This is a genomic window from Sulfitobacter sp., assembly GCF_036961165.1.
GTDB lineage: Bacteria > Pseudomonadota > Alphaproteobacteria > Rhodobacterales > Rhodobacteraceae > Sulfitobacter.
This window is the reverse complement of sequence record NZ_JBALVJ010000027.1, coordinates 14270-33018: the sequence shown is the minus strand read 5'-3', so window position 1 is coordinate 33018 and position 18749 is coordinate 14270. Positions and strand designations below refer to the sequence as shown.

The window sequence follows — 18749 nt, the reverse complement described above, 5'->3', positions numbered from 1 at the left end:
CTTCCTTTGATGACTGAGCTTCGCGCCGATGTAGCTCTTTCATCGCTGCCGTGCAACGGAGCAGGAACTTCTTAATGAAGCCCTTTTGCAAGCCGCTGCCGTTCGGCCCCGCTTAGCACCGATCCGCGCAGGCCTGTTGCCCGTGATTTAAGCGCTGCCACCCGTGCGTCGATTGCTGCTGTTGCTTGAACGGGTTCAACACCCGTGGCCTTAGCCGAGGCAAGGACAGGGTCAAGTGGCACCAATGCGGGATAGCCCGCCGCGTCCAGCGCGGGGGTGATGGTCCGGTCCAGCGCGGGAAATTGCGTGCAAGCGCCCAAAAGGGTGATTCCGGCGCAAAGCGCCGCAGGGAAAAACGCGCGTGTCATGCGGTACGGTGTGCACCAGAGGGTGGCTGTCTTGCAAGTGTCTTGCTGTGCTGTGGCGCAAAGGGTTTACTTTTTGGACATACGTTCAGATATTCAGGACATGGCACGCACCGCAGGATCACACTCAGACATCACCGGCCCAAAAGTGCGCGAGGCCGCGCTCAAGCTTTTTGCGGCGGGAGGTTACGCGGCTGTTTCCATGCGGGCTATCGCGGCCGAAGTGGGCGTGCAAGCCGGCGCGCTGTACAACTATACGCCGGATAAGCAGACGCTTTTGTTCGACCTGATGGAACGCCACATGACCGAGCTGTTGGCCGCGGTTCAGGATGATACAGCGCAGGCCGCTGATGTACGCCTGAAAGCGTTTGTTGCGTTCCACATCCGTTTTCACCACGCCCGCCCTGATGCGGTTTTCATCGCCTACATGGAACTGCGCAACCTCACGCCCGAAAACTTCGCCCACATCGAGGGCTTGCGCCGCAGCTATGAGGACGGACTAGAGCAGATATTGCGAGACGGAGTGGCAAGCGGGGTGTTCAACGTAAGCGACACCAAGATCGCGACGCTTGCTATCATCGCCATGCTCACAGGCGTGAACACGTGGTTCCGCAGCGGTGGACGTCTGTCACTAGACCAGATCACCGCGCAGTATTCCGAGATGGTCCACCGCGCGGTGACCTAAGGGATTAGTGAGCCGGCTTGATGAATGTGCCGTTGTTCAATTCCTGCACCGCCTGAATGAGCTCCTCGCGGGTGTTCATCACAATGGGGCCGTGCCACGCCACGGGTTCGTCAATCGGCGCGCCCGAGATCAGCAAAAATCGCAGACCTTCCGGCCCCGCCTGTACGGTGACCTCATCGCCAGTGCCAAAGCGCACCAAGGTCCGGTCGCCGGACATGTCGCGGATGTTTAGCTCTTCGCCTGCAACCTCTTTTTCCAGCAGCACACCGGACGGGCGGCTGGCGTCCACAAACGCACCAGCCCCTTGGAAAATATAGGCAAAGGCACGGCGGTAGGTGTCAATTTTGAACGTCTTGCGCACACCGGCGGGCACCGACACATCTAGATATTGTGGATCGGCGGCAATGCCGTCGACGGGGCCACGTTTTCCCCAGAACTCTCCTGTGATCACACGTACCATGGTGCCATCATCGTCGATCACTTCGGGAATCGCGTCTGATGTCACGTCCTGATAGCGCGGTGCGGTCATCTTCTGAGCAGCGGGCAGATTGCCCCAAAGCTGAAAGCCGTGCATCTGGCCACGTGCGTTTCCGTGGGGCATTTCCTGATGCAGAATCCCGCTACCAGCGGTCATCCATTGAACATCGCCTGCGCCAAGTGAGCCGTTGTTTCCTAGGCTGTCGGAATGATCGACCGTGCCTTCAAGCACGTATGTGATCGTCTCAATTCCGCGGTGCGGATGCCAGGGAAAGCCCTTTTCAAAGTCGATGGGGCGCTCATTGCGGAAATCATCGAACAGCAGGAATGGGTCAAGCTCGCTCGGGTCCTGAAACCCGAAAGCGCGGTGCAATTTAACGCCGGCACCTTCCATCGTGGGCTGGGCGGCGCGGGTCTCTAGCGTTGGTCTGAGGGACATGGCGGAATTCCTGTTACAGCGGTTTCTAGAGAAGTAGAGCCGCGCAGTCACCTGGACAAGGCGACGGGAGTGCACGCGTTATGTGCACAAATGCTCAGACGCAGTGCAGACTATTCTGGGGATGAGCATGAAAGAGCGTGGCCATGTTGTCAAAGGTCGGTTTTAGGCGGGACGTGTCGCTGCGCGGGCGCAAGGTTGGCTCAAATGAAAAGCGGAGTATCGACATGAAGATTGGTTTTATCGGACTGGGAAATGTAGGCGGCAAGCTGTCGGGCAGTCTTTTGCGCAATGGTGTGGATCTCAGCGTGCATGATCTGGATGCGGGTTTGGTGCAGGCGATGGTGGCCAAAGGCGCACATGACGGCGGTAGTCCGGCGCAGATGATGCGCGACTGCGATGCGGTCATCACGTGTCTGCCAAGCCCTGCGGCCAGTGCTGCTGTCGTCGAGCAGATGCTACCGGAAGTGCAGGAAGGCAAGATCTGGCTTGAGATGTCGACCACCGATGCGGGAGAGATCAAGCGCTTGGCTGGATTGGTACATGCCCAAGGCGGTGCTGCGGTGGATTGCCCTGTGTCGGGTGGTTGTCACCGTGCTGATACCGGCAACATCAGCATCTACGCGGGCTGCGACCGCGCTACGTTCGAGTGGGTTCTGCCTGTGTTGACGCACATGGGACGTCGGATTCTCCATGTGGGTGAGTTGGGAAATGCCAGTGTTCTCAAGGTGATGACCAATTACCTCGCCACCGCTAACCTGCTGACGCTGTGTGAGGCGTTGACGGTGATGAAGGCGCAGGGCATGGACCTTGGCATGACCTACGAAGCGATTGCGATGTCGTCGGGCACCAGCTTTGTGCATGAAACCGAAAGCCAGTTGATCCTGTCAGGGTCGCGCGATGTGAACTTTACGATGGACCTTATCCAGAAGGATATCGGCCTGTTCCAGAAGCTTGCCGATGATGCGAATGTGCCGCTGGAAATCTCTCCCTTGATGATCGAAATGATGACGGACGGGCAGGATCGCTATGGCGTGCGCGCGCAATCCGATCGGATGATTGAACGGCTGGAGGAGGCGACAGGCCTGCAAATCCTTGCCGACGGTTTCCCAATGGATCTGGTGGATAACGAGCCTGAAGAGCGTGGCTATGAAGTGCGGCCGCGTCGTTTGATGTGATGAGTCAATTTTGGGTCGCAAGGGGCTGAATTTGCAATGAAACTCGATTTTCCAGTCAAATGTCGCAGGCTTGCGGTCTGGCGCGTACCAGCAGGAAGGCTTGTCCGTGGTAGATTCAGCGTCTAGTGGTCGGCAAAAGGAGTGCCGACATGACCTCAGAACAAGTTAGACTAAAGACGGACCCCCATGAAATCCTTGCAACTGCGCAGGCGGCGTCAGGGCGCCGGTATCTTGGGATAGGGATGCTGGGGTTGTTGGGGCTGATGTTGATCTACATCGCTATCAGCCAAGCGCCTGCTTTGCAGTGGCGGCTGTTTCTGGTCGCGCTGGGCGCTTTGACCTTGTGGATGGCGGACCGGATGCGTCGCGGCACAGCCACACGGATTGAGCTGACCGAGACGGAGCTACGCGATAGCGACGGCACCGTGATTGCATTGATCGCTGACATCGACGGCATGGACCGCGGGTTTTTCGCATTTAAACCGTCCAACGGCTTTTTGCTACGCACCAAGTCTTCCGCGCCAAATGTCTGGCGCCCGGGCCTTTGGTGGCGGATGGGGCGTCGCATCGGGATTGGTGGTGTGACACCGGCGAGCCAGACCAAATTTATGTCCGAAATGATTGCCGCGATGATGGCGCAAAGAGATATGGACGCTGGCAAATAGGCTATCACAAAAGAATACCCCCCGGATGGGGCTGCCATCCGGGGGGTATTCATTGCTCTAATCAGAGTGGATCAGCTATCTGTCCACAAGACCTGCGGTGCATAGCGAGGACGCGTGAAGATGAAGTTCCTGATCTCGCGCTGTTCCAGACCCGTTTGGAAGGGCGGGGCGTAGTTAGCGTAGGTCTCGACCACAATAATCCGCTCATTGTGGACCATTACAGGCAACTTCTCTGTCCAGTCGCGGACACCTTGGTTTGTCAGCTCAGTTACGTCGGAACCGCGAGACTTTGACCAGTCGAGATTCATGATCTCGTTTTGGCTGTCGTAGCGCAAAATAGAGACACGCACACTGCTATCCTGTGGGTCACGGGTCAACGTGTTGAACAAGGCATGCGTACCATCAAGATAATTGCCGTCGATTGGCACCGTCTCACGAGAGATCATATCGCCAAGCGTATAAGCAGCTTTCTGGTGCATCGTGTACTGACGAAACGCATCGAACAGTGTGAAGATCGACAGGACCACAAAGAAGATCATCGGGACCATAATGATCGTTTCGATCGAAGATGACCCATTCTCATCGCGGGCAAAGTCGCTGCGCAGAGCTTTTTTGAGTTTAAAGTTATACATTATCTTGGCTCCTGTACAAAGGCGCTGATCGAGACCATTTTGCCTTTTCCGTCAGTGGTATTTTCGCCAAACAGCTTGCCGAGCCCGATTGATCCAAACACTGGATTGAACCGGTAGCATGCGCGCAGCAACATCAGCTCATGTTGTTCACCCAAGGACCAGCCGCGTAGCGGGCTGACGTCCAGTGAGACGTCAGAGCAGTCCGCGGTTGCTTCGAGGCCGGTAAAGCTGCGTGGGTTCATAGGCACCATTTCCAGGCGCAGATTGTCTTCGCAGTCTTCAAGGCCGCCAGCATTGGCGCAGATCGCATACTTGAGGGCTTCATGCGTGAAGTCCATGCCTGTGTTCAGGCGAACTTCGCGGGTGCTAACCTCGAGGCCACGATCCAGCTGCATTTGACGGATCGAATGCATGCTCAGTTCAAAACCGAAGAAGAAGGAACCGAACAGAACCGGGGCAAGAATTGCGAATTCGATTACATAGATGGCGCCTTTTTCTTCATCCCGAAAGCGGCGCAGGTGTTTTTTCATACGCGTGATCATTGTGTGAGCCTCAGCTGGTTAATTTGGCGTGCAATCGCTTTGAACGCCTCTTTGATTTCGACGCCCTCAACCCGGAAGAAGTGGCTGGGTGAGGAGGCGCAATCGCGCATAACGTTTGCACCGTGGTCGGACACTTCGAAGCCGATGGACCAGATGACGATTTTCTTTTCTTTGGCTGCATCGCAGACGCTGCTCAGAAGTGAATCGCCATAGCTGTTCCAGTATTTGGTGTACTTCAAATCGCTTGAGTGGCCGCTCCAGTAATATCTGATATAATAGTCTAGGTTGTACCGGTTCCAGTGCGCGCGGTGGCTGTAGTTCGCATAATACTGGCTTGGAATACGGAACGAGGAAGTGTTCTCGCCGTCCGTCATGAGAATTACGGTCTTCAGGGTCTCGTGATCCGAAAACGCAGCAGGTCGATCGATGAAGTCCGGATCGGTGACATTATTCATCGCGAGTTCTTCATTGACCGTGCGGAATTCAGGGTCAAGCAGAGCAGCTGCCCATTTCATCCCCAGAAAGATCGAGGTGTTGCCGCGTGGCTCCAATTTCCCGATTTTGCGTTTCAGCTCAGTGGTGTCCTGACTGAACGCAACGATGCTTTCGTCGGCGCCGTATAGGCAGACAGGATTGGAACGATTGTTCGAGTAGCTACTGCCCCAGTAGAAGTGCTGGACCTGTTCATATTGTTGTGTGGCACTGATTGTTGTTTTGCTGAAATCGGATTCTTCGAATTCAACACAGCTGCTGTAATCGTGGACACGATTGACGTTAAGCGCGTTCATGATTTCGGGGCCGGCGCTCACGTTCTCGGAATAGGGAACAATAGAAATCGACACCAGATCTTCGGTCGAAGGATTGATGACGGTATCCACAAAGATTCCTGCGGCATCGCGCAAGTTCGTCATTTTGTTGTTCCAGCCCATTGAACCAGAGATATCGAGGACCAGCGAAATTTCCACGTTGTTCACGCGTTCTTCAGCTTCAGCGAAGCTGCGCACAGGCAGTTCGTCAATGCCAAGCATTGACATGAAATTGGTCGCTGTCACGCCATCTGTGTCCACCGAAACGGTACGGTAATTCAGGCCCTCATCTACGACTACGGTATTGGCACCCTGTGGGACGCCTGCCTTGTCAAAGTAATCTTGAACCACTTCTGTTGGGGTAAGCGTTTGATCCAGGTCGGCCGCTGCCAGAACCGCGCGGTCGGCGGTATTCTGGATGCGGACGCGCTCCATCTCGTTGCGCTGCATATCGAAAGAGATACCAGCGATAAGGACGAGCAAACCGATGATCAATACGGCCAAGAGGGTCACAAAACCATCTTCTTCTTGTACATATCGACGCAGGTAGGGAGCGTCTTTCGGTCCCGTTAACGCCGGAACGCACGTCGTCGAAAACAGTTTTGACATTATTTTCACCTTTCATGCCGTGACCCGCTCGGAGTGATGGGACCTATGGCTTTATCACCGGTTCTTATGAAGGGTGAACGTGGCCAAAATGGGGCAAATTATCGCCTAAATGTCATATTTTAAAGGGTTTTTAGATATAATAGAGGCGTATTGGAGGGAGTGTTTCGTCAGCGTCAACAGTGCCCCAAAAAACGCGCGGATATGACCTTTTTCGCCAAAATTGAGTCGTGGTTAATCCAGAATAGTTATTAGTTAATCCAATATAGTTAATATCTGGCTATCCGGATTACGGGGGCGCTCCGATGCTCCGTGTTCATATATTGGCGAATAGGATTGCTCCGGCGGCTTTCAGCAGATCTTGCGTGGAGACTTCGAAAACCGTCTCGGGTGCGCCGCCCGCGCCCCAGATGGTTTCGTAGTCCAGTAGTGCTGCGTCCATATAGGTTTGCATGTGACACAAATGGCCAATCGGGGCGACCCCGCCGATGGCAAAACCTGTTTCTATGCGTACACGCTTTGGATCTGCCCGCACCAATGCTTCGCCGAACAGAGTTTACGCACGATCCAGGCTAAGCTGGTGCGCGCCGCTAACGAGGATAAGCTTCAAATCGCCGGACTGAGCGCCCTCGAAAATCATCGATTTTGCGATCTGGCCAACATGGCACTGGCAACTGTTCGCCGCGTCCTGTGCTGTGCGCGCAGAAGTTGGCAGGGTGACGATTTCTATCTCTAAGCCTGCTGCCTGCGCAGCCTGTCGAACGCGGTTCACGTTTTTTCCCATCGATTAGTCCTCCCGTGGCTACAGTTTGTTAAGTGCAAGTGCGCTAGGCAAGGTCAAGCGGAAGCGCAAAATTGAAAGCGTTTCGGAGCAGTTCGTAAAGTGATTAAAAAAGTAGCACTCGATGTTGAGCCCGCATAAGGTCCGACCTGTGCGCAGGATTCGTCCTGCAGCCGTTCAAAGCCTAACCCGATCTTACATAAAGGCAGATCCCATGAGCCAGAATTCCAAAGAGCCGAGCTTTCGCGACAGCGTTAACCTGATGTTCAATCGCGCGGTGAACCTGATGGATCTCAAGCCCGGCCTTGTGGAGAAAATCCGTGTCTGCAACGCCACCTATACCGTTCGTTTCGGTGTGCGCCTGCGCGGAGACATCAAGACATTCACCGGATACCGCTCTGTGCATTCCGAGCATATGGAACCGGTCAAAGGCGGTATCCGCTTTTCTCTGGGTGTTAATCAGGACGAGGTTGAGGCGCTGGCTGCGCTGATGACATTCAAATGCGCATTGGTGGAGGCGCCGTTTGGTGGCGCCAAGGGGGGCTTGTGTGTGGACCCGCGGGAATACGAAGAGCATGAGATGGAGATGATCACCCGTCGCTTTGCCTATGAGCTGATCAAGCGCGATCTGATCAACCCTGCGCAAAACGTACCTGCACCAGACATGGGCACAGGCGAGCGCGAGATGGCGTGGATCGCAGACCAGTATAAACGCATGCACACCACTGACATCAATAGTGCGGCCTGTGTGACTGGCAAACCGATCAACGCAGGTGGCATTCAGGGCCGGACCGAGGCGACAGGTCGTGGTGTCCAGTACGGCCTGCGCTCGTTCTTCCGTGACAGTGACGGCGTAAAGAAGGCCGGCATGAACGGCACTTTGGACGGTAAACGCGTGGTGGTGCAGGGTCTTGGCAACGTGGGTTATCACGCTGCCAAATTCCTGAGTGAAGAAGACGGCGCGCCTGTGGTTGGCGTGATCGAGTACAACGGCGCGATCTGGAACGACGATGGCATCGACATCGAAGCCCTCAAGGCGCACATCACTGCCGAAGGGACGCCCAAGGGCTTCGCGGGCGGCGAGTTCATCGAAGACGGGGCCAGCCTTCTGGAAGCGGACTGCGATATCTTGATCCCGGCCGCGCTGGAAGGGGTGATCAACCTTGGCAACGCCAAGCGGATTAAGGCCCCTTTGATCATTGAGGCGGCCAATGGCCCAGTCACAGCTGGTGCGGACGAAGTCCTGCGCGAAAAGGGTACCGTTGTCATTCCGGATATGTACGCCAACGCGGGTGGTGTGACGGTCAGCTACTTTGAGTGGGTCAAGAATCTTGGTCACATCCGCTTTGGTCGGATGGGGCGGCGTCAGGAGGAAAGCCGTCACCAGCTGATCGTGGATGAGCTTGAGCGTATCAGTCGCGACACTTCCATCAACTGGACGCTGAGCCCGGACTTCAAGGACAGATATCTGCGCGGCGCGGGTGAGCTGGAACTGGTCCGCTCCGGTCTGGATGACACGATGCGGATTGCATACGAGTCTATGGCGAACGTCTGGCACAACCGCGACGATGTCACCGACCTGCGCACCGCGGCCTATCTGGTGAGCATCGGCAAGGTCGCGGCGAGTTATCAGGCCAAAGGGTTGTAGGCTACTCCTCGGGCAGTCCGGCAAGGCGGAGCGCGTCGAAATAGCGTTTTCCGCCTGCCGAGCCGCCGTAGTTGTTGGTCGCCTGCCAAAGCTTGATCGTGCGGTCTGGCTCCAACGTGTGGTAGTGGGCCATGACCTCGTGTGCCTCGTCCAGACGGCCCAGATTTGCCAGCGCTGCCGCTTTTGTTGAGAAATACGTGGGGTATCTGTCGGAAATGGCCAGACCTTGTTCTGTGAAACCTAGCGCCGCTTCATCCTGCCCCAGCTGTATGCTGGCAGTGGCGGCACCCCCCGAGAGGCGACATAGAAATGGCCGAGGGGACCGGCTTCAAGTGATTTTTTGAAGCAATCGAGTGCGTCGAGGGTTTCGCCGCACCATAGGTTGGCCCAGCCGCAAAAGCTCAGGATGCGGGCGTCAAAGGGGCCATGCGTAGGGTTTGCGCCACCACATCTTTGAGCGCGAGGGGGCGTTGGTCCTGTGCGTAGGTGGCGAGAGCGATGGCCAGCGTGAGCATCGGATGACCGTTGGAAAGCGGCCTGCCTGCTTCGATTCATTGGGGTATTTTGGCCATATAGGGCTGGATTTCGGGATTGCTGGTCATGCTGCGCGCCGCCATCAGGACAATTAGCCCTTCGGCATAGGCATCCGCCATATCGGGCTTCGCGGCAATGGCGCGGTCGTGAAAACCGACCGAGCGGGTGAAGGACGCGTGCGAGAAGTCGCGCCACGCCATGATGCCCATCAGCATGCATTTCTCGGCGGTGAGTTGCGCCTCGGGGATGGCCGCGATGCGGCTTGTCTCGGCCTCAAGGGTCCTGCCGGTGCCGTAATCGGCGATGGCGGCCACGACCGTGTCCTGCCAGTCAAAGGCTTCATCAAGGGTGCTGTCGGATTTATGGGTCCAGATCACCGTGCCATCCGGAGCGTGCGGGCGCGTCTCAAGGCGCAGGCGTTCCGCGCGGGCGCGCAAGGTCGGGCGCAGGCTGTAGCCCTGCGCCGCTTCTGCGCTGCTGATGTGCGTGGTGAGCCAGTTGATGGAGCCGAAATATGTGCCCAGATCGGCGGTGAGCCCGTCTGCGGTGTCCTGCACCTCGGCGCGCGTATCATTGTTGATGACGGGCATGATGGTCAGCACGGGAAAGGCCGATGAGGTTTGTGCGAACGTGCCGCTGGCGCGGGCCGTAGTGGTGTCGGGCGTGCGCACCCATGTGGTCACAGGGCGGGGAATTTTTTTGAGGCTTTGCGCGCCCGCGGCCTCGAACGAGGGCGACAATGTGCCGTCGAGACCTGCAAAGACGGCATCGGAGATCATGATGCCGCCCGTGGGTGCCAGTGCCTCAAGGCGCGATGCGATGTTGATGCTGTCGCCGTAGACGTCAAATTCCGTGCGTGTCAGATCGCCCATATGCACGCCCATGCGCAGGGCGATAGTGGGATGGTCGCGCAGGCGGTCCTGCACTTGCATCGCGGCATTGACGGCGGCCACCGCGCTGGAGAACTCCACCAGCCACCCGTCGCCCATGCTTTTGATGATGGCGCCTGCACTGTCGGCAAAGACCGGCCCGAAGACTTCGGCGCGTAGGGCATGGAGTGCCTGCATCGTCTCGCTCTCGTTTGCGGCGATCATTCGGGTATAGCCCACAACATCCGCCGCAAGGATCGCGGCGAGTTTACGGGACGGCGTTTGAGGTGCGGGCGTGCATGTTGTGCATGTTGTGCATGTTGTGCATGTTGTGCATGTTGTGCATGTTAGGCGGGGATAGGCTGTGTATCCAGCGCCTTTCACGCTCGGGATGGCTGTTTTCAATTGCGCCTGCAGGCGGGGTTTGCCACGGTGCCTGCGAGTACTCTTCGGGAGGTATCATGCGGTTTTCGGGATGGCGTATTCTGCGCGAGGGATTGATGGGCAACAAGGGCTGGCAGCCCCATTGGCGCGATGCCGAGCCCAAGGCGGAATATGATGCGATCATCATAGGCGGCGGGGGGCACGGGCTATCGACTGCCTATTACCTCGCCAAAGAGCATGGCATGACCAATATCGCCGTGATCGAGAAGGGTTATCTGGGTGGTGGCAATGTGGGGCGCAACACGACAATCGTGCGGGCCAACTATTTCCTGGACGGCAATTCGCAGTTCTACTCCCATTCGCTGAAGCTTTGGGAAGGGTTGGAACAGGATCTGAACTACAACGTAATGCTTTCCCAGCGCGGCCAGTTGATGCTGTGCCACTCCGATGGGCAACGCGATGCCTATGCGCGGCGCGGCAATTCCATCGTCGGGCAGGGGGACGATGCAGAGTTGCTGGACGTGGAAGGCGTGCGCAAAATTGCTCCGTTCCTTGATTTCGAAAACACGCGCTTCCCGATCTATGGCGGATTGTTGCAGCGTCGCTCTGGCACGGCACGGCATGACGCCGTCGCGTGGGGCTATGCCCGCGGCGCGTCCGAGCGCGGCGTAGACCTGATCCAACAATGCGAAGTCACCGGCATTGATATCGAAAACGGCAAGGTGACCGGCGTGCAAACCACGCGCGGGGCGATCAGGGCCAAGAAGGTGGGGATAGTCGTGGCCGGCCGCTCATCCCAAGTGGCGGCCATGGCGGGCATGCGCCTGCCCATCGAAAGCCACGTCTTGCAGGCATTTGTGACCGAAGGCCTGAAGCCGGTGATCGACAATGTGATCAGTTTTGGGATGGGACACTTCTATATCAGCCAGTCCGACAAAGGCGGTTTGGTCTTTGGCGGCGATCTGGATTTCTACGCCTCCTATGCCGCGCGGGGCAATCTGCCCATGGTCGAGCATGTGATGGAGGCAGGCATGACCCTGATGCCGATGATTGGCAAAGCGAAGGTTCTGCGGTCTTGGGGCGGGATCATGGATATGACGCCCGACGGCTCTCCGATCATCGACAAGACCGAGACGGAAGGATTGTTCCTGAATTGTGGCTGGTGCTACGGGGGCTTCAAGGCGGTGCCGGGTTCGGGCAATTCATTCGCGCACCTGATGGCGACGGGGCAGCATCATGCGCCCGCGGCCAAGTTCAGGCTGGACCGCTTCCGGACAGGGCGTGGTCTTATGGACGAGGAGGGCACCGGTGCGCAACACAGTCTGCATTAAGAAGGCTGCATCCGGGATGTGTCAGCAAAACAAGACGAACATGCACGTGAACACGCGTGCAGAGGTGGTGGCATGAGAATTGACTGTCCATTGTGCGGTACGCGGGACCGGCGTGAGTTCTATTATAAGGGAGCGGCTGTTGCCCTCTCTCGGCCTGCGGTGGATGCGGGTGCGCAGGCGTGGGACGATTATGTGCATCTGCGCGAAAATCCGGCGGGACGCACGCGCGACCTGTGGCAGCATGAGGCTGGATGCGGCGCGTGGCTGGTCGTGACGCGCGATACGGTGACGCACGAAATTCACGAGGTCGCGCTGGCATCGACTGTTAAGCGGGGAATGGACGCATGAGGGTTTCCGGGCAAGGAACGGGCACGCTGGTAATGTTCCGCTTTGATGGTGTGAGCTACACGGGGCAGGCCAGCGATACCGTTGCCTCGGCTCTGCTGGCGAATGATGTGCGTCTGATGGGGCGCTCTTTCAAGTACCACCGTCCGCGCGGTGCGCTGACTGCAGGCTCGGAAGAGCCGAACGCGCTGGTCACTGTCGGGCGCGGCGCAGGGGCAGAACCCAACGTCCGCGCCACGGTGCAGGAAATCTATGACGGGCTTGAGGTGTTCTCACAGTCGTCATGGCCATCGCTAAGGTTTGATGCGATGGCGATGAATGATCTGGCCGCGCCGTTTCTGGGGGCGGGGTTTTATTACAAGACCTTCATGTGGCCCAAGGCGTTCTGGGAAAAGATCTATGAGCCGGTGATCCGCCGCGCTGCCGGATTGGGACGCCTGAGCGGAGCGCATAATCCTGACACCTACGACCGTGCCTTTGCCTTCTGCGATCTTTTGATCATTGGGTCCGGTCCCGCAGGGCTGATGGCAGCACGGGTCGCGGCGAATGCCGGTCTTGACGTGATCCTGTGTGATGAAGACGCACGCATGGGCGGCCGCTTGCTGGCCGAGCGTGAAGAAGTCGGCGGCATGGCAGGTGCGGATTGGGCGGCGGCGCAGGTTGCTGAATTGGCCGCGATGGACAACGTGCGGCTGATGACCCGCACCACCGTCACTGGTGCTTATGACGGCGGTATTTTCGGCGCGTTGGAACGTGTGAGCCACCATGTCCCCCGCAGTGCCGCGCCGCTGGAGTGTTTCTGGCGGATCACAGCACAGCGCACGATCCTGTGTGCAGGTGCGCTTGAACGCCCGATTGCTTTTCAGAACAACGACCGCCCCGGCATAATGACAGCGGGTGCCGTGCGCGCCTATCTAAACCGCTGGGGCGTTGCTCCTGCGAAAACAGTGGCCGTTTTCGGTAACAACGATAATGCTCACCGCACCGCGCGTGATCTGCATGCGGCGGGGGTAACGGTTACGGCGCTGATCGATAGCCGCAAAGATGCTGATGTGGGGGATGTGCCGTATCCTGTCTATCTGGGTGCGCAGGTGTCTGGCACAACAGGCCGCTTGGGCTTGGCCAGTATCAATATTCGTACCGCCAACGGAAAATCCGATCATATTGTGGCAGAGTGTCTGGCAATGTCAGGCGGGTGGAACCCCACCGTGCATCTGACCTGCCACATGAACGGTCGCCCAACATGGCGTGAGGATATCGCCGCCTTTGTTCCGACGCGGGGGGCGGTGCCGAATTTGGAAGCAGCGGGGGCGTGCAATGGCACGTTCCCCACAGCCGGCTGTCTTGCCGAAGGTGCCGCCGCAGCGCAGCGCGTGATTGAGGCGCTGGGCGGTGAGGTTGCGCAACTGGAGCTCCCAAACGCAGATGATGCCCCATATCGCATATCCCCGCTCTGGGCGGTGGCGGGCAAGGGGCGTGCGTGGCTCGACTTCCAGAACGATGTGACGGTCAAGGACATCAAACAGGCGGCGGTCGAGAACTTCCGCTCGGTCGAGCATATGAAGCGCTATACCACCCAAGGGATGGCGACAGATCAGGGCAAGAACTCGAACGTTGGCGCGTTGGCGGTATTGGCCGATGCCACGGGTCGCGGGATACCGCAGACCGGAACGACGACCTTCCGGCCTCCGTATTCTCCGGTGGCGATTGCGGCACTTGGGGCTGGGGCACAAGGCAAAGGTTTCGCGCCTGAGCGGTTTACGACCTCACACGTGCAATCCGTTGCGATGGGTGCCCCGATGATCGAGGCGGGGCTGTGGTACCGTCCCAGTTATTTCCCGCTTATGGGGGAAGCCACGTGGCGGCAATCATGCGACCGCGAAGTCGGTTATGTGCGGCGCACTGTCGGCGTCTGTGATGTTAGCACGCTGGGCAAGATTGACATTCAGGGGCCCGATGCTGCCAAGCTGCTGGATTTTGTCTATACTGGCATGTTCTCGACCTTGCGCGAGGCCCGCGTGCGCTATGGCCTGATGCTGCGCGAGGATGGAACCGTGATGGATGACGGCACCTGCGCGCGACTAGGGCCAGAACACTACCTGATGACGACCACCACCGCTGCGGCAGGCGATGTGATGCGGCATCTGGAGTTTGTTACGCAGGCGCTGCATCCGGAATGGGATGTTGCGTTCACGTCGGTGACCGAACAATGGGCGCAGTTTGCTGTGGCGGGGCCGAAGTCTCGGGATTTGCTTAACAGGCTGCTGGACGCGCCCGTAGACAACGCGCAATTCCCCTTCATGGCCTGTGGTGCAGTGCGCGTGATGGGCGTGGATGCGCGATTGTTCCGCATCTCGTTCTCGGGGGAACCTGCGTATGAGCTTGCCGTGCCTGCGCGTTATGGTGCCGCGCTCTTTGCAGAGCTGGTGGGGGGCGCTGAAGCATTGGAAGGCGGTGCTTACGGGATGGAAGCGCTGAACGTGCTGCGGATTGAAAAGGGGCATATCACCCACGCCGAAATTCATGGCCGCGTGACGGCGTTTGACGTCTGTATGGAGTGGATGGTCTCTGACAAGAAAGACTGCATCGGTAAGGTGATGGCCGCGCGCGAAGGCTTGGTAGACCCGATGCGCGAGAGGATGGTTGGCTTGCGGCCTGTGGGTGCTGTTAAACAACTGACTGCCGGCGCGCATGTTTTTGAGGTGGGGTCGGCGCACGTGCACGCCAATGATCAGGGCTATGTCACGTCGGTGTGCTATTCGCCGGATGTGGGCACTATGATTGGCCTTGGCTTTGTCAAAGGGGGGCCAGACCGGATGAGTGAGCGAATGGTGGTCCGTGACCACGTCCGCGATCTGACGGTCGAGGTCGAGATCTGCTCGCCCGTGTTTGTAGATCCCGAAGGAGGACGCCTGCGTGGATAAACTTGACGCAAAAAGCCCCTGCGCGGGGCTGTTACCGCTGAGCATTGGCACATTGAACGTGTCCGAGATGGACGTGGGCGTCATCACTTCGGTTTCCCCATTTGACGGTGCTTCAAATTCAGCGCTCGGTCAGGTGATGGGTCTGCCGTTTCCTGCGCCGGGGCGGACTACAGGGGATGACACCCTGCGATGTGTCTGGGTCGGGCAGGGCGAAGCGCTGTTGATGGGCATGCGGCCCGATACGAACTTGGGTGCTTACGCCGCGTTGGTTGACCAGTCGGACGCTTGGGCTATCGTCCGCCTTCAGGGCGAAGGCGCGGATGACGCTTTGGCTCGGCTGGTACCGGTGGATATGCGGTTGCGGGCTTTTGCGGTCGGAGCAACCGCCCGCACGCAGTTGGGTCATATGAATGCCAGCGTTACCCGCATTGGCGAAGACGCCTTTATGATCGCGGTTTTCCGCTCTATGGCTAAGACGCTTGTTCACGATTTGCGGACGGCTCTGGAAGCCGTGGCCGCGCGCGGATAAGCTGCGCGCAAATGTGATATTCTGGAGTATGTTATGATCCGTGTGTTGAGTGTTGTTGTCTGCGCCGCGTTGGCCGCCCCTGCGGTTGCGGCGACAGCGAAGGAAAAAGACTGTGGATATCAGGGCGACGTGGTTGCCGCTGTGCAGGCTGCCCGCGTCGCGCGTGTGACTGAGCGTAAGGTTAAAGCTCATGTAGCCGACAGCGCACCCGAGTGGCCCGAGAAATACAATGCTGTGGTCCCGCTGGTAACGCCTTGGGTCTACGGCTTGACGATGACCGAAGTGAAATCGGCCGATCTGGGTGCCGCGTGGAAAGAGCAGTGCCTCGCTCAATAAGCGTGCTTGGCCGGCGGGATCAGGACGCAAGATGAAGCTTGCAGCTGACTACTTCGAGAAGTTGCTGAATGATGCTGATCCGGTTGAGGCTGTCGCAGCGCTTAGTGCGTTCTGGCAACCTCGGATTGACAGCATAGCTGCGCGATTTGGCCTTAGCCTGCCTGAATATCAAGTGCAGTTGGTCCTGATCTACACAGGCGAGCTTGGCAACGGGGGCCATGCGCAGTTCTTCGTGAACAGAGGTGTTGCCTACGTAGACGATACCATTGCTGCGTTGCAAGCGGTGGGTCTTGAAGCGCTGGGCGATGTGTTAGGGCAGGCCGAAGCCGTTCTAGCGATTGCAGGGCGGGAGTTCGCCCCCAGCGATGCCGCTGCGCTCGAAATGTTGCCGGAGGTTGATGCTGCGCTATTGGCGTATTGCCGCGCCCATAAGGATAGCATTCTGTTGCCTGAACGCAGGGTTTCAGAGCACTGAATTCAACGCGGGCTTCTGGACTCTGACCGCGCGCTGACCATATGGATATGTATGAGTCTTCCACCCGGTTTCCTTGATGAATTGCGCACACGCTCCAGCCTTAGCCAGGTTGTTGGGCGCAAAGTCATGTGGGACGCGCGTAAGTCCAATCAGGGCAAGGGCGATATGTGGGCGCCGTGCCCTTTCCACCAAGAGAAATCGGCCAGCTTCCACGTCGATGACCGCAAAGGGTTCTATTATTGCTTTGGCTGCCACGCCAAGGGCGATGCGATCTCTTTCGTGCGTGAAACAGAAAACGTCAGTTTTATGGAAGCAGTGGAAATTTTGGCCCGTGAGGCCGGTATGCCTATCCCCAAGCTTGATCCGCGCGCGCAGGAGAAGTCCGACAAGCGCACCGAGCTTGCCGATGTGATGGAGCTTGCTGTGAAATGGTTCCGCTTGCAGCTGCGGACTGGCGGCGCATCAGCTGCGCGCGACTATCTGGCGCGGCGCGGCCTGTCTCCAGCGGTCTGTGACCGCTGGGAGATCGGGTTTGCCCCTGACAGTTGGCAAGGGCTATGGGATGCACTGAAGGGCAAGGACATCCCCGATGAGCTGATCATTGGCGCCGGACTGGCGAAGCCCTCGACGAAGGGCGGTAAGCCTTACGATACCTTCCGTGGCCGCATCATGTACCCGATCCGCGACGCGCGGGGCCGTGCGATTGCCTTCGGGGGCCGCGCGATGGACCCTGACGACAAGGCTAAGTACCTCAATTCGCCCGAGACCGAGTTGTTTGATAAAGGCCGCAGTCTTTACAACGTGCGCGATGCACGGGTTGCCGCGGGTAAGGGGCAGCCGTTGCTTGTTGCCGAAGGCTATATGGATGTAATCGCGCTCAGCGAGGCGGGGTTTGGTGCCTCTGTTGCGCCACTCGGCACGGCGATCACTGAGAACCAACTGGCGATGCTGTGGCGCATCAGTGAAGAGCCGATCATCACACTGGACGGCGACACCGCAGGGCAGCGCGCAGCATTGCGTCTGATTGATCTGGCGCTGCCGCTGCTTGAGGCCGGGCGCAGTCTGCGCTTTGCCATGATGCCGGAAGGGCAGGACCCTGACGATCTTCTGAAATTCTCTGGTCCAGCGGCTGTCCAGACACTGCTGGATGCGGCGGTGCCAATGGTGCAGTTGCTTTGGCAGCGCGAGACCGAAGGCAAGGTTTTCGATAGCCCCGAACGCAAGGCGGCGCTGGATAAGTCCTTGCGCGAAAAAATCATGCTGATCAAAGACGCCAGCATTCGCAGCCATTACGGACAGGCGATCAAGGACATGCGTTGGGAGCTGTTCCGCGCTAAGAAACCCGGTGGCGGCAGCACGCCTAGCAGTCCCCGCAGGGAGCGCCAAGCGGGCAAGCCGTGGAACAACCGCGCGCCGGAGGGGCCGTCGGCGGGGGCTAAGGCCTCTATGCTGGCTATCGCGGCCGATGCGCGTGCGACTGACCACCTGCGCGAGGCGGTCATTCTTGCAGCGTGTATCAGTTGCCCCGATGTGGTTGAGCCGTTCGAGAGCGGGTTGGAAGGCATGGCGTGTATGAACGGCGATCACGCGCGCCTGCGCGACCTGATTTTGCGTCATGCGCTGGATGGTGCAGACGTCCTGCGTAGCAGAATAGCGGATGTTTTGGGCCCTGATGCCCTTGAAAACCTGATGTCCCAGCGCCATGTGGCTATTACGCCGTGTATCCGCAAACCCGGTGACACCGACATGGCGAAGACGACGATTGCCGAAGAACTGGCAAAGCTGGAAGCCGTGCGCGGGCTTATGGAAGAAGTGAAAGACGCGGCAGACGATTTGACGGGTGAGGCCGACGAAGGGCTGACGTGGCGATTGGCAGAAGCGGCGAAAGCTGCGGATCGTGCGCAACGCACTGGTCAGGAGGACAAAGCGGAATATGTTATCGCCGACAATGGTGCGCGGTTGGACCGCGAGGAGGTTGCCAAAAGCCGGAGCTTCTTTGAGCAGATCGACTTCTCCAAAGGCGGGAAAAAGAGTTCCTGAACGCGCTTTGAGGTGCTGACAGGGGAGTTATTTGTGGCGCTGCGGTAACCAAATCGGCGCAATTAGCGCAAAAATAAGGATGCGGGTTTAAGAATCACCCCAAACCCCGCATGATTCGAAAAACCGAATCACCTATCGGTGATTCGCTTAGGGACGTAGAG

At 58.2% G+C, this 18749-nt stretch carries 18 protein-coding genes and 1 pseudogene; 11 read left to right on the top strand and 8 right to left on the bottom strand.

Annotated elements, in window-relative coordinates:
- Positions 1–71: 71 nt before the first annotated feature.
- Positions 72–368 carry a hypothetical protein gene (locus V7730_RS12610; protein WP_335747948.1) on the bottom strand — a complete coding sequence of 99 codons (297 nt, stop codon included), beginning with the start codon at positions 366–368 and terminating at the stop codon, positions 72–74.
- A 100-nt stretch (positions 369–468) separates the two neighbouring features.
- Here V7730_RS12610 and V7730_RS12605 point away from each other — a divergent pair, with 100 nt between their 5' ends.
- The gene (locus V7730_RS12605) at positions 469–1050 is read left to right on the top strand and encodes a TetR/AcrR family transcriptional regulator (RefSeq protein ID WP_335747961.1); all 582 of its coding nucleotides are present in this window, start codon (positions 469–471) and stop codon (positions 1048–1050) included.
- A 4-nt stretch (positions 1051–1054) separates the two neighbouring features.
- Here the strand turns inward: V7730_RS12605 and V7730_RS12600 are convergent, their stop codons facing one another.
- Positions 1055–1966, bottom strand: a complete 912-nt coding sequence (locus V7730_RS12600; protein ID WP_335747947.1) for a pirin family protein — start codon at positions 1964–1966, stop codon at positions 1055–1057.
- Between the two features lie 224 nt (positions 1967–2190).
- Here V7730_RS12600 and V7730_RS12595 point away from each other — a divergent pair, with 224 nt between their 5' ends.
- Both V7730_RS12595 and V7730_RS12590 read left to right on the top strand, forming a co-directional pair.
- On the top strand, positions 2191–3141 hold the full coding sequence (locus tag V7730_RS12595; protein WP_335747960.1) for an NAD(P)-dependent oxidoreductase: 951 nt from the start codon (positions 2191–2193) through the stop codon (positions 3139–3141).
- A gap of 149 nt (positions 3142–3290) precedes the next feature.
- The gene (locus tag V7730_RS12590) at positions 3291–3806 is read left to right on the top strand and encodes a hypothetical protein (RefSeq protein ID WP_335747946.1); all 516 of its coding nucleotides are present in this window, start codon (positions 3291–3293) and stop codon (positions 3804–3806) included.
- 71 nt (positions 3807–3877) lie between these two features.
- Here V7730_RS12590 and V7730_RS12585 read toward each other — a convergent pair whose 3' ends face one another.
- The 4 genes and pseudogenes from V7730_RS12585 to V7730_RS12570 all read right to left on the bottom strand — a co-directional run bounded on the left by V7730_RS12585 (position 3878) and on the right by V7730_RS12570 (position 7176).
- Positions 3878–4438, bottom strand: a complete 561-nt coding sequence (locus tag V7730_RS12585; RefSeq protein ID WP_335747945.1) for a TadE/TadG family type IV pilus assembly protein — start codon at positions 4436–4438, stop codon at positions 3878–3880.
- Positions 4438–4968, bottom strand: a complete 531-nt coding sequence (locus tag V7730_RS12580) for a TadE/TadG family type IV pilus assembly protein (protein ID WP_335747944.1) — start codon at positions 4966–4968, stop codon at positions 4438–4440. Before V7730_RS12580 ends, V7730_RS12585 begins: the two co-directional genes overlap by 1 nt.
- A gap of 8 nt (positions 4969–4976) precedes the next feature.
- Positions 4977–6395, bottom strand: a complete 1419-nt coding sequence (locus tag V7730_RS12575; RefSeq protein WP_335747943.1) for a Tad domain-containing protein — start codon at positions 6393–6395, stop codon at positions 4977–4979.
- A gap of 313 nt (positions 6396–6708) precedes the next feature.
- A pseudogene (locus V7730_RS12570) lies at positions 6709–7176 on the bottom strand (YbaK/EbsC family protein).
- A 211-nt stretch (positions 7177–7387) separates the two neighbouring features.
- On the opposite strand from V7730_RS12570, the gene V7730_RS12565 reads away from it, so the two are divergent.
- A complete protein-coding gene (locus V7730_RS12565) occupies positions 7388–8821 on the top strand; it encodes a Glu/Leu/Phe/Val family dehydrogenase (protein WP_335747942.1) in 1434 nt (477 codons plus the stop codon).
- A 1-nt stretch (position 8822) separates the two neighbouring features.
- Here the strand turns inward: V7730_RS12565 and V7730_RS12560 are convergent, their stop codons facing one another.
- Positions 8823–8954 (bottom strand): hypothetical protein, encoded by a 132-nt coding sequence (locus tag V7730_RS12560; RefSeq protein ID WP_335747941.1) that lies wholly within the window; start codon positions 8952–8954, stop codon positions 8823–8825.
- A gap of 418 nt (positions 8955–9372) precedes the next feature.
- Complete coding sequence (locus V7730_RS12555; RefSeq protein ID WP_335747959.1) at positions 9373–10608, bottom strand: adenylate/guanylate cyclase domain-containing protein; 1236 nt, start codon at positions 10606–10608, stop codon at positions 9373–9375.
- A 77-nt stretch (positions 10609–10685) separates the two neighbouring features.
- Here V7730_RS12555 and V7730_RS12550 point away from each other — a divergent pair, with 77 nt between their 5' ends.
- From V7730_RS12550 to dnaG, 7 genes are all read left to right on the top strand, one after another.
- Positions 10686–11939, top strand: a complete 1254-nt coding sequence (locus V7730_RS12550; protein WP_335747940.1) for a sarcosine oxidase subunit beta family protein — start codon at positions 10686–10688, stop codon at positions 11937–11939.
- A gap of 72 nt (positions 11940–12011) precedes the next feature.
- Positions 12012–12287 carry a sarcosine oxidase subunit delta gene (locus tag V7730_RS12545; protein WP_335747939.1) on the top strand — a complete coding sequence of 92 codons (276 nt, stop codon included), beginning with the start codon at positions 12012–12014 and terminating at the stop codon, positions 12285–12287.
- The gene (locus V7730_RS12540; protein ID WP_335747938.1) at positions 12284–15208 is read left to right on the top strand and encodes a sarcosine oxidase subunit alpha family protein; all 2925 of its coding nucleotides are present in this window, start codon (positions 12284–12286) and stop codon (positions 15206–15208) included. The genes V7730_RS12545 and V7730_RS12540 overlap by 4 nt, the downstream gene beginning before the upstream one ends.
- Positions 15201–15737 carry a sarcosine oxidase subunit gamma gene (locus V7730_RS12535; RefSeq protein WP_335747937.1) on the top strand — a complete coding sequence of 179 codons (537 nt, stop codon included), beginning with the start codon at positions 15201–15203 and terminating at the stop codon, positions 15735–15737. Before V7730_RS12540 ends, V7730_RS12535 begins: the two co-directional genes overlap by 8 nt.
- 33 nt (positions 15738–15770) lie before the next feature.
- A complete protein-coding gene (locus V7730_RS12530) occupies positions 15771–16073 on the top strand; it encodes a hypothetical protein (protein WP_335747936.1) in 303 nt (100 codons plus the stop codon).
- A 31-nt stretch (positions 16074–16104) separates the two neighbouring features.
- Positions 16105–16548, top strand: a complete 444-nt coding sequence (locus tag V7730_RS12525; RefSeq protein WP_335747935.1) for a DMP19 family protein — start codon at positions 16105–16107, stop codon at positions 16546–16548.
- A gap of 51 nt (positions 16549–16599) precedes the next feature.
- The gene (gene dnaG, locus V7730_RS12520) at positions 16600–18588 is read left to right on the top strand and encodes a DNA primase (protein WP_335747934.1); all 1989 of its coding nucleotides are present in this window, start codon (positions 16600–16602) and stop codon (positions 18586–18588) included.
- Positions 18589–18749: the final 161 nt, after the last annotated feature.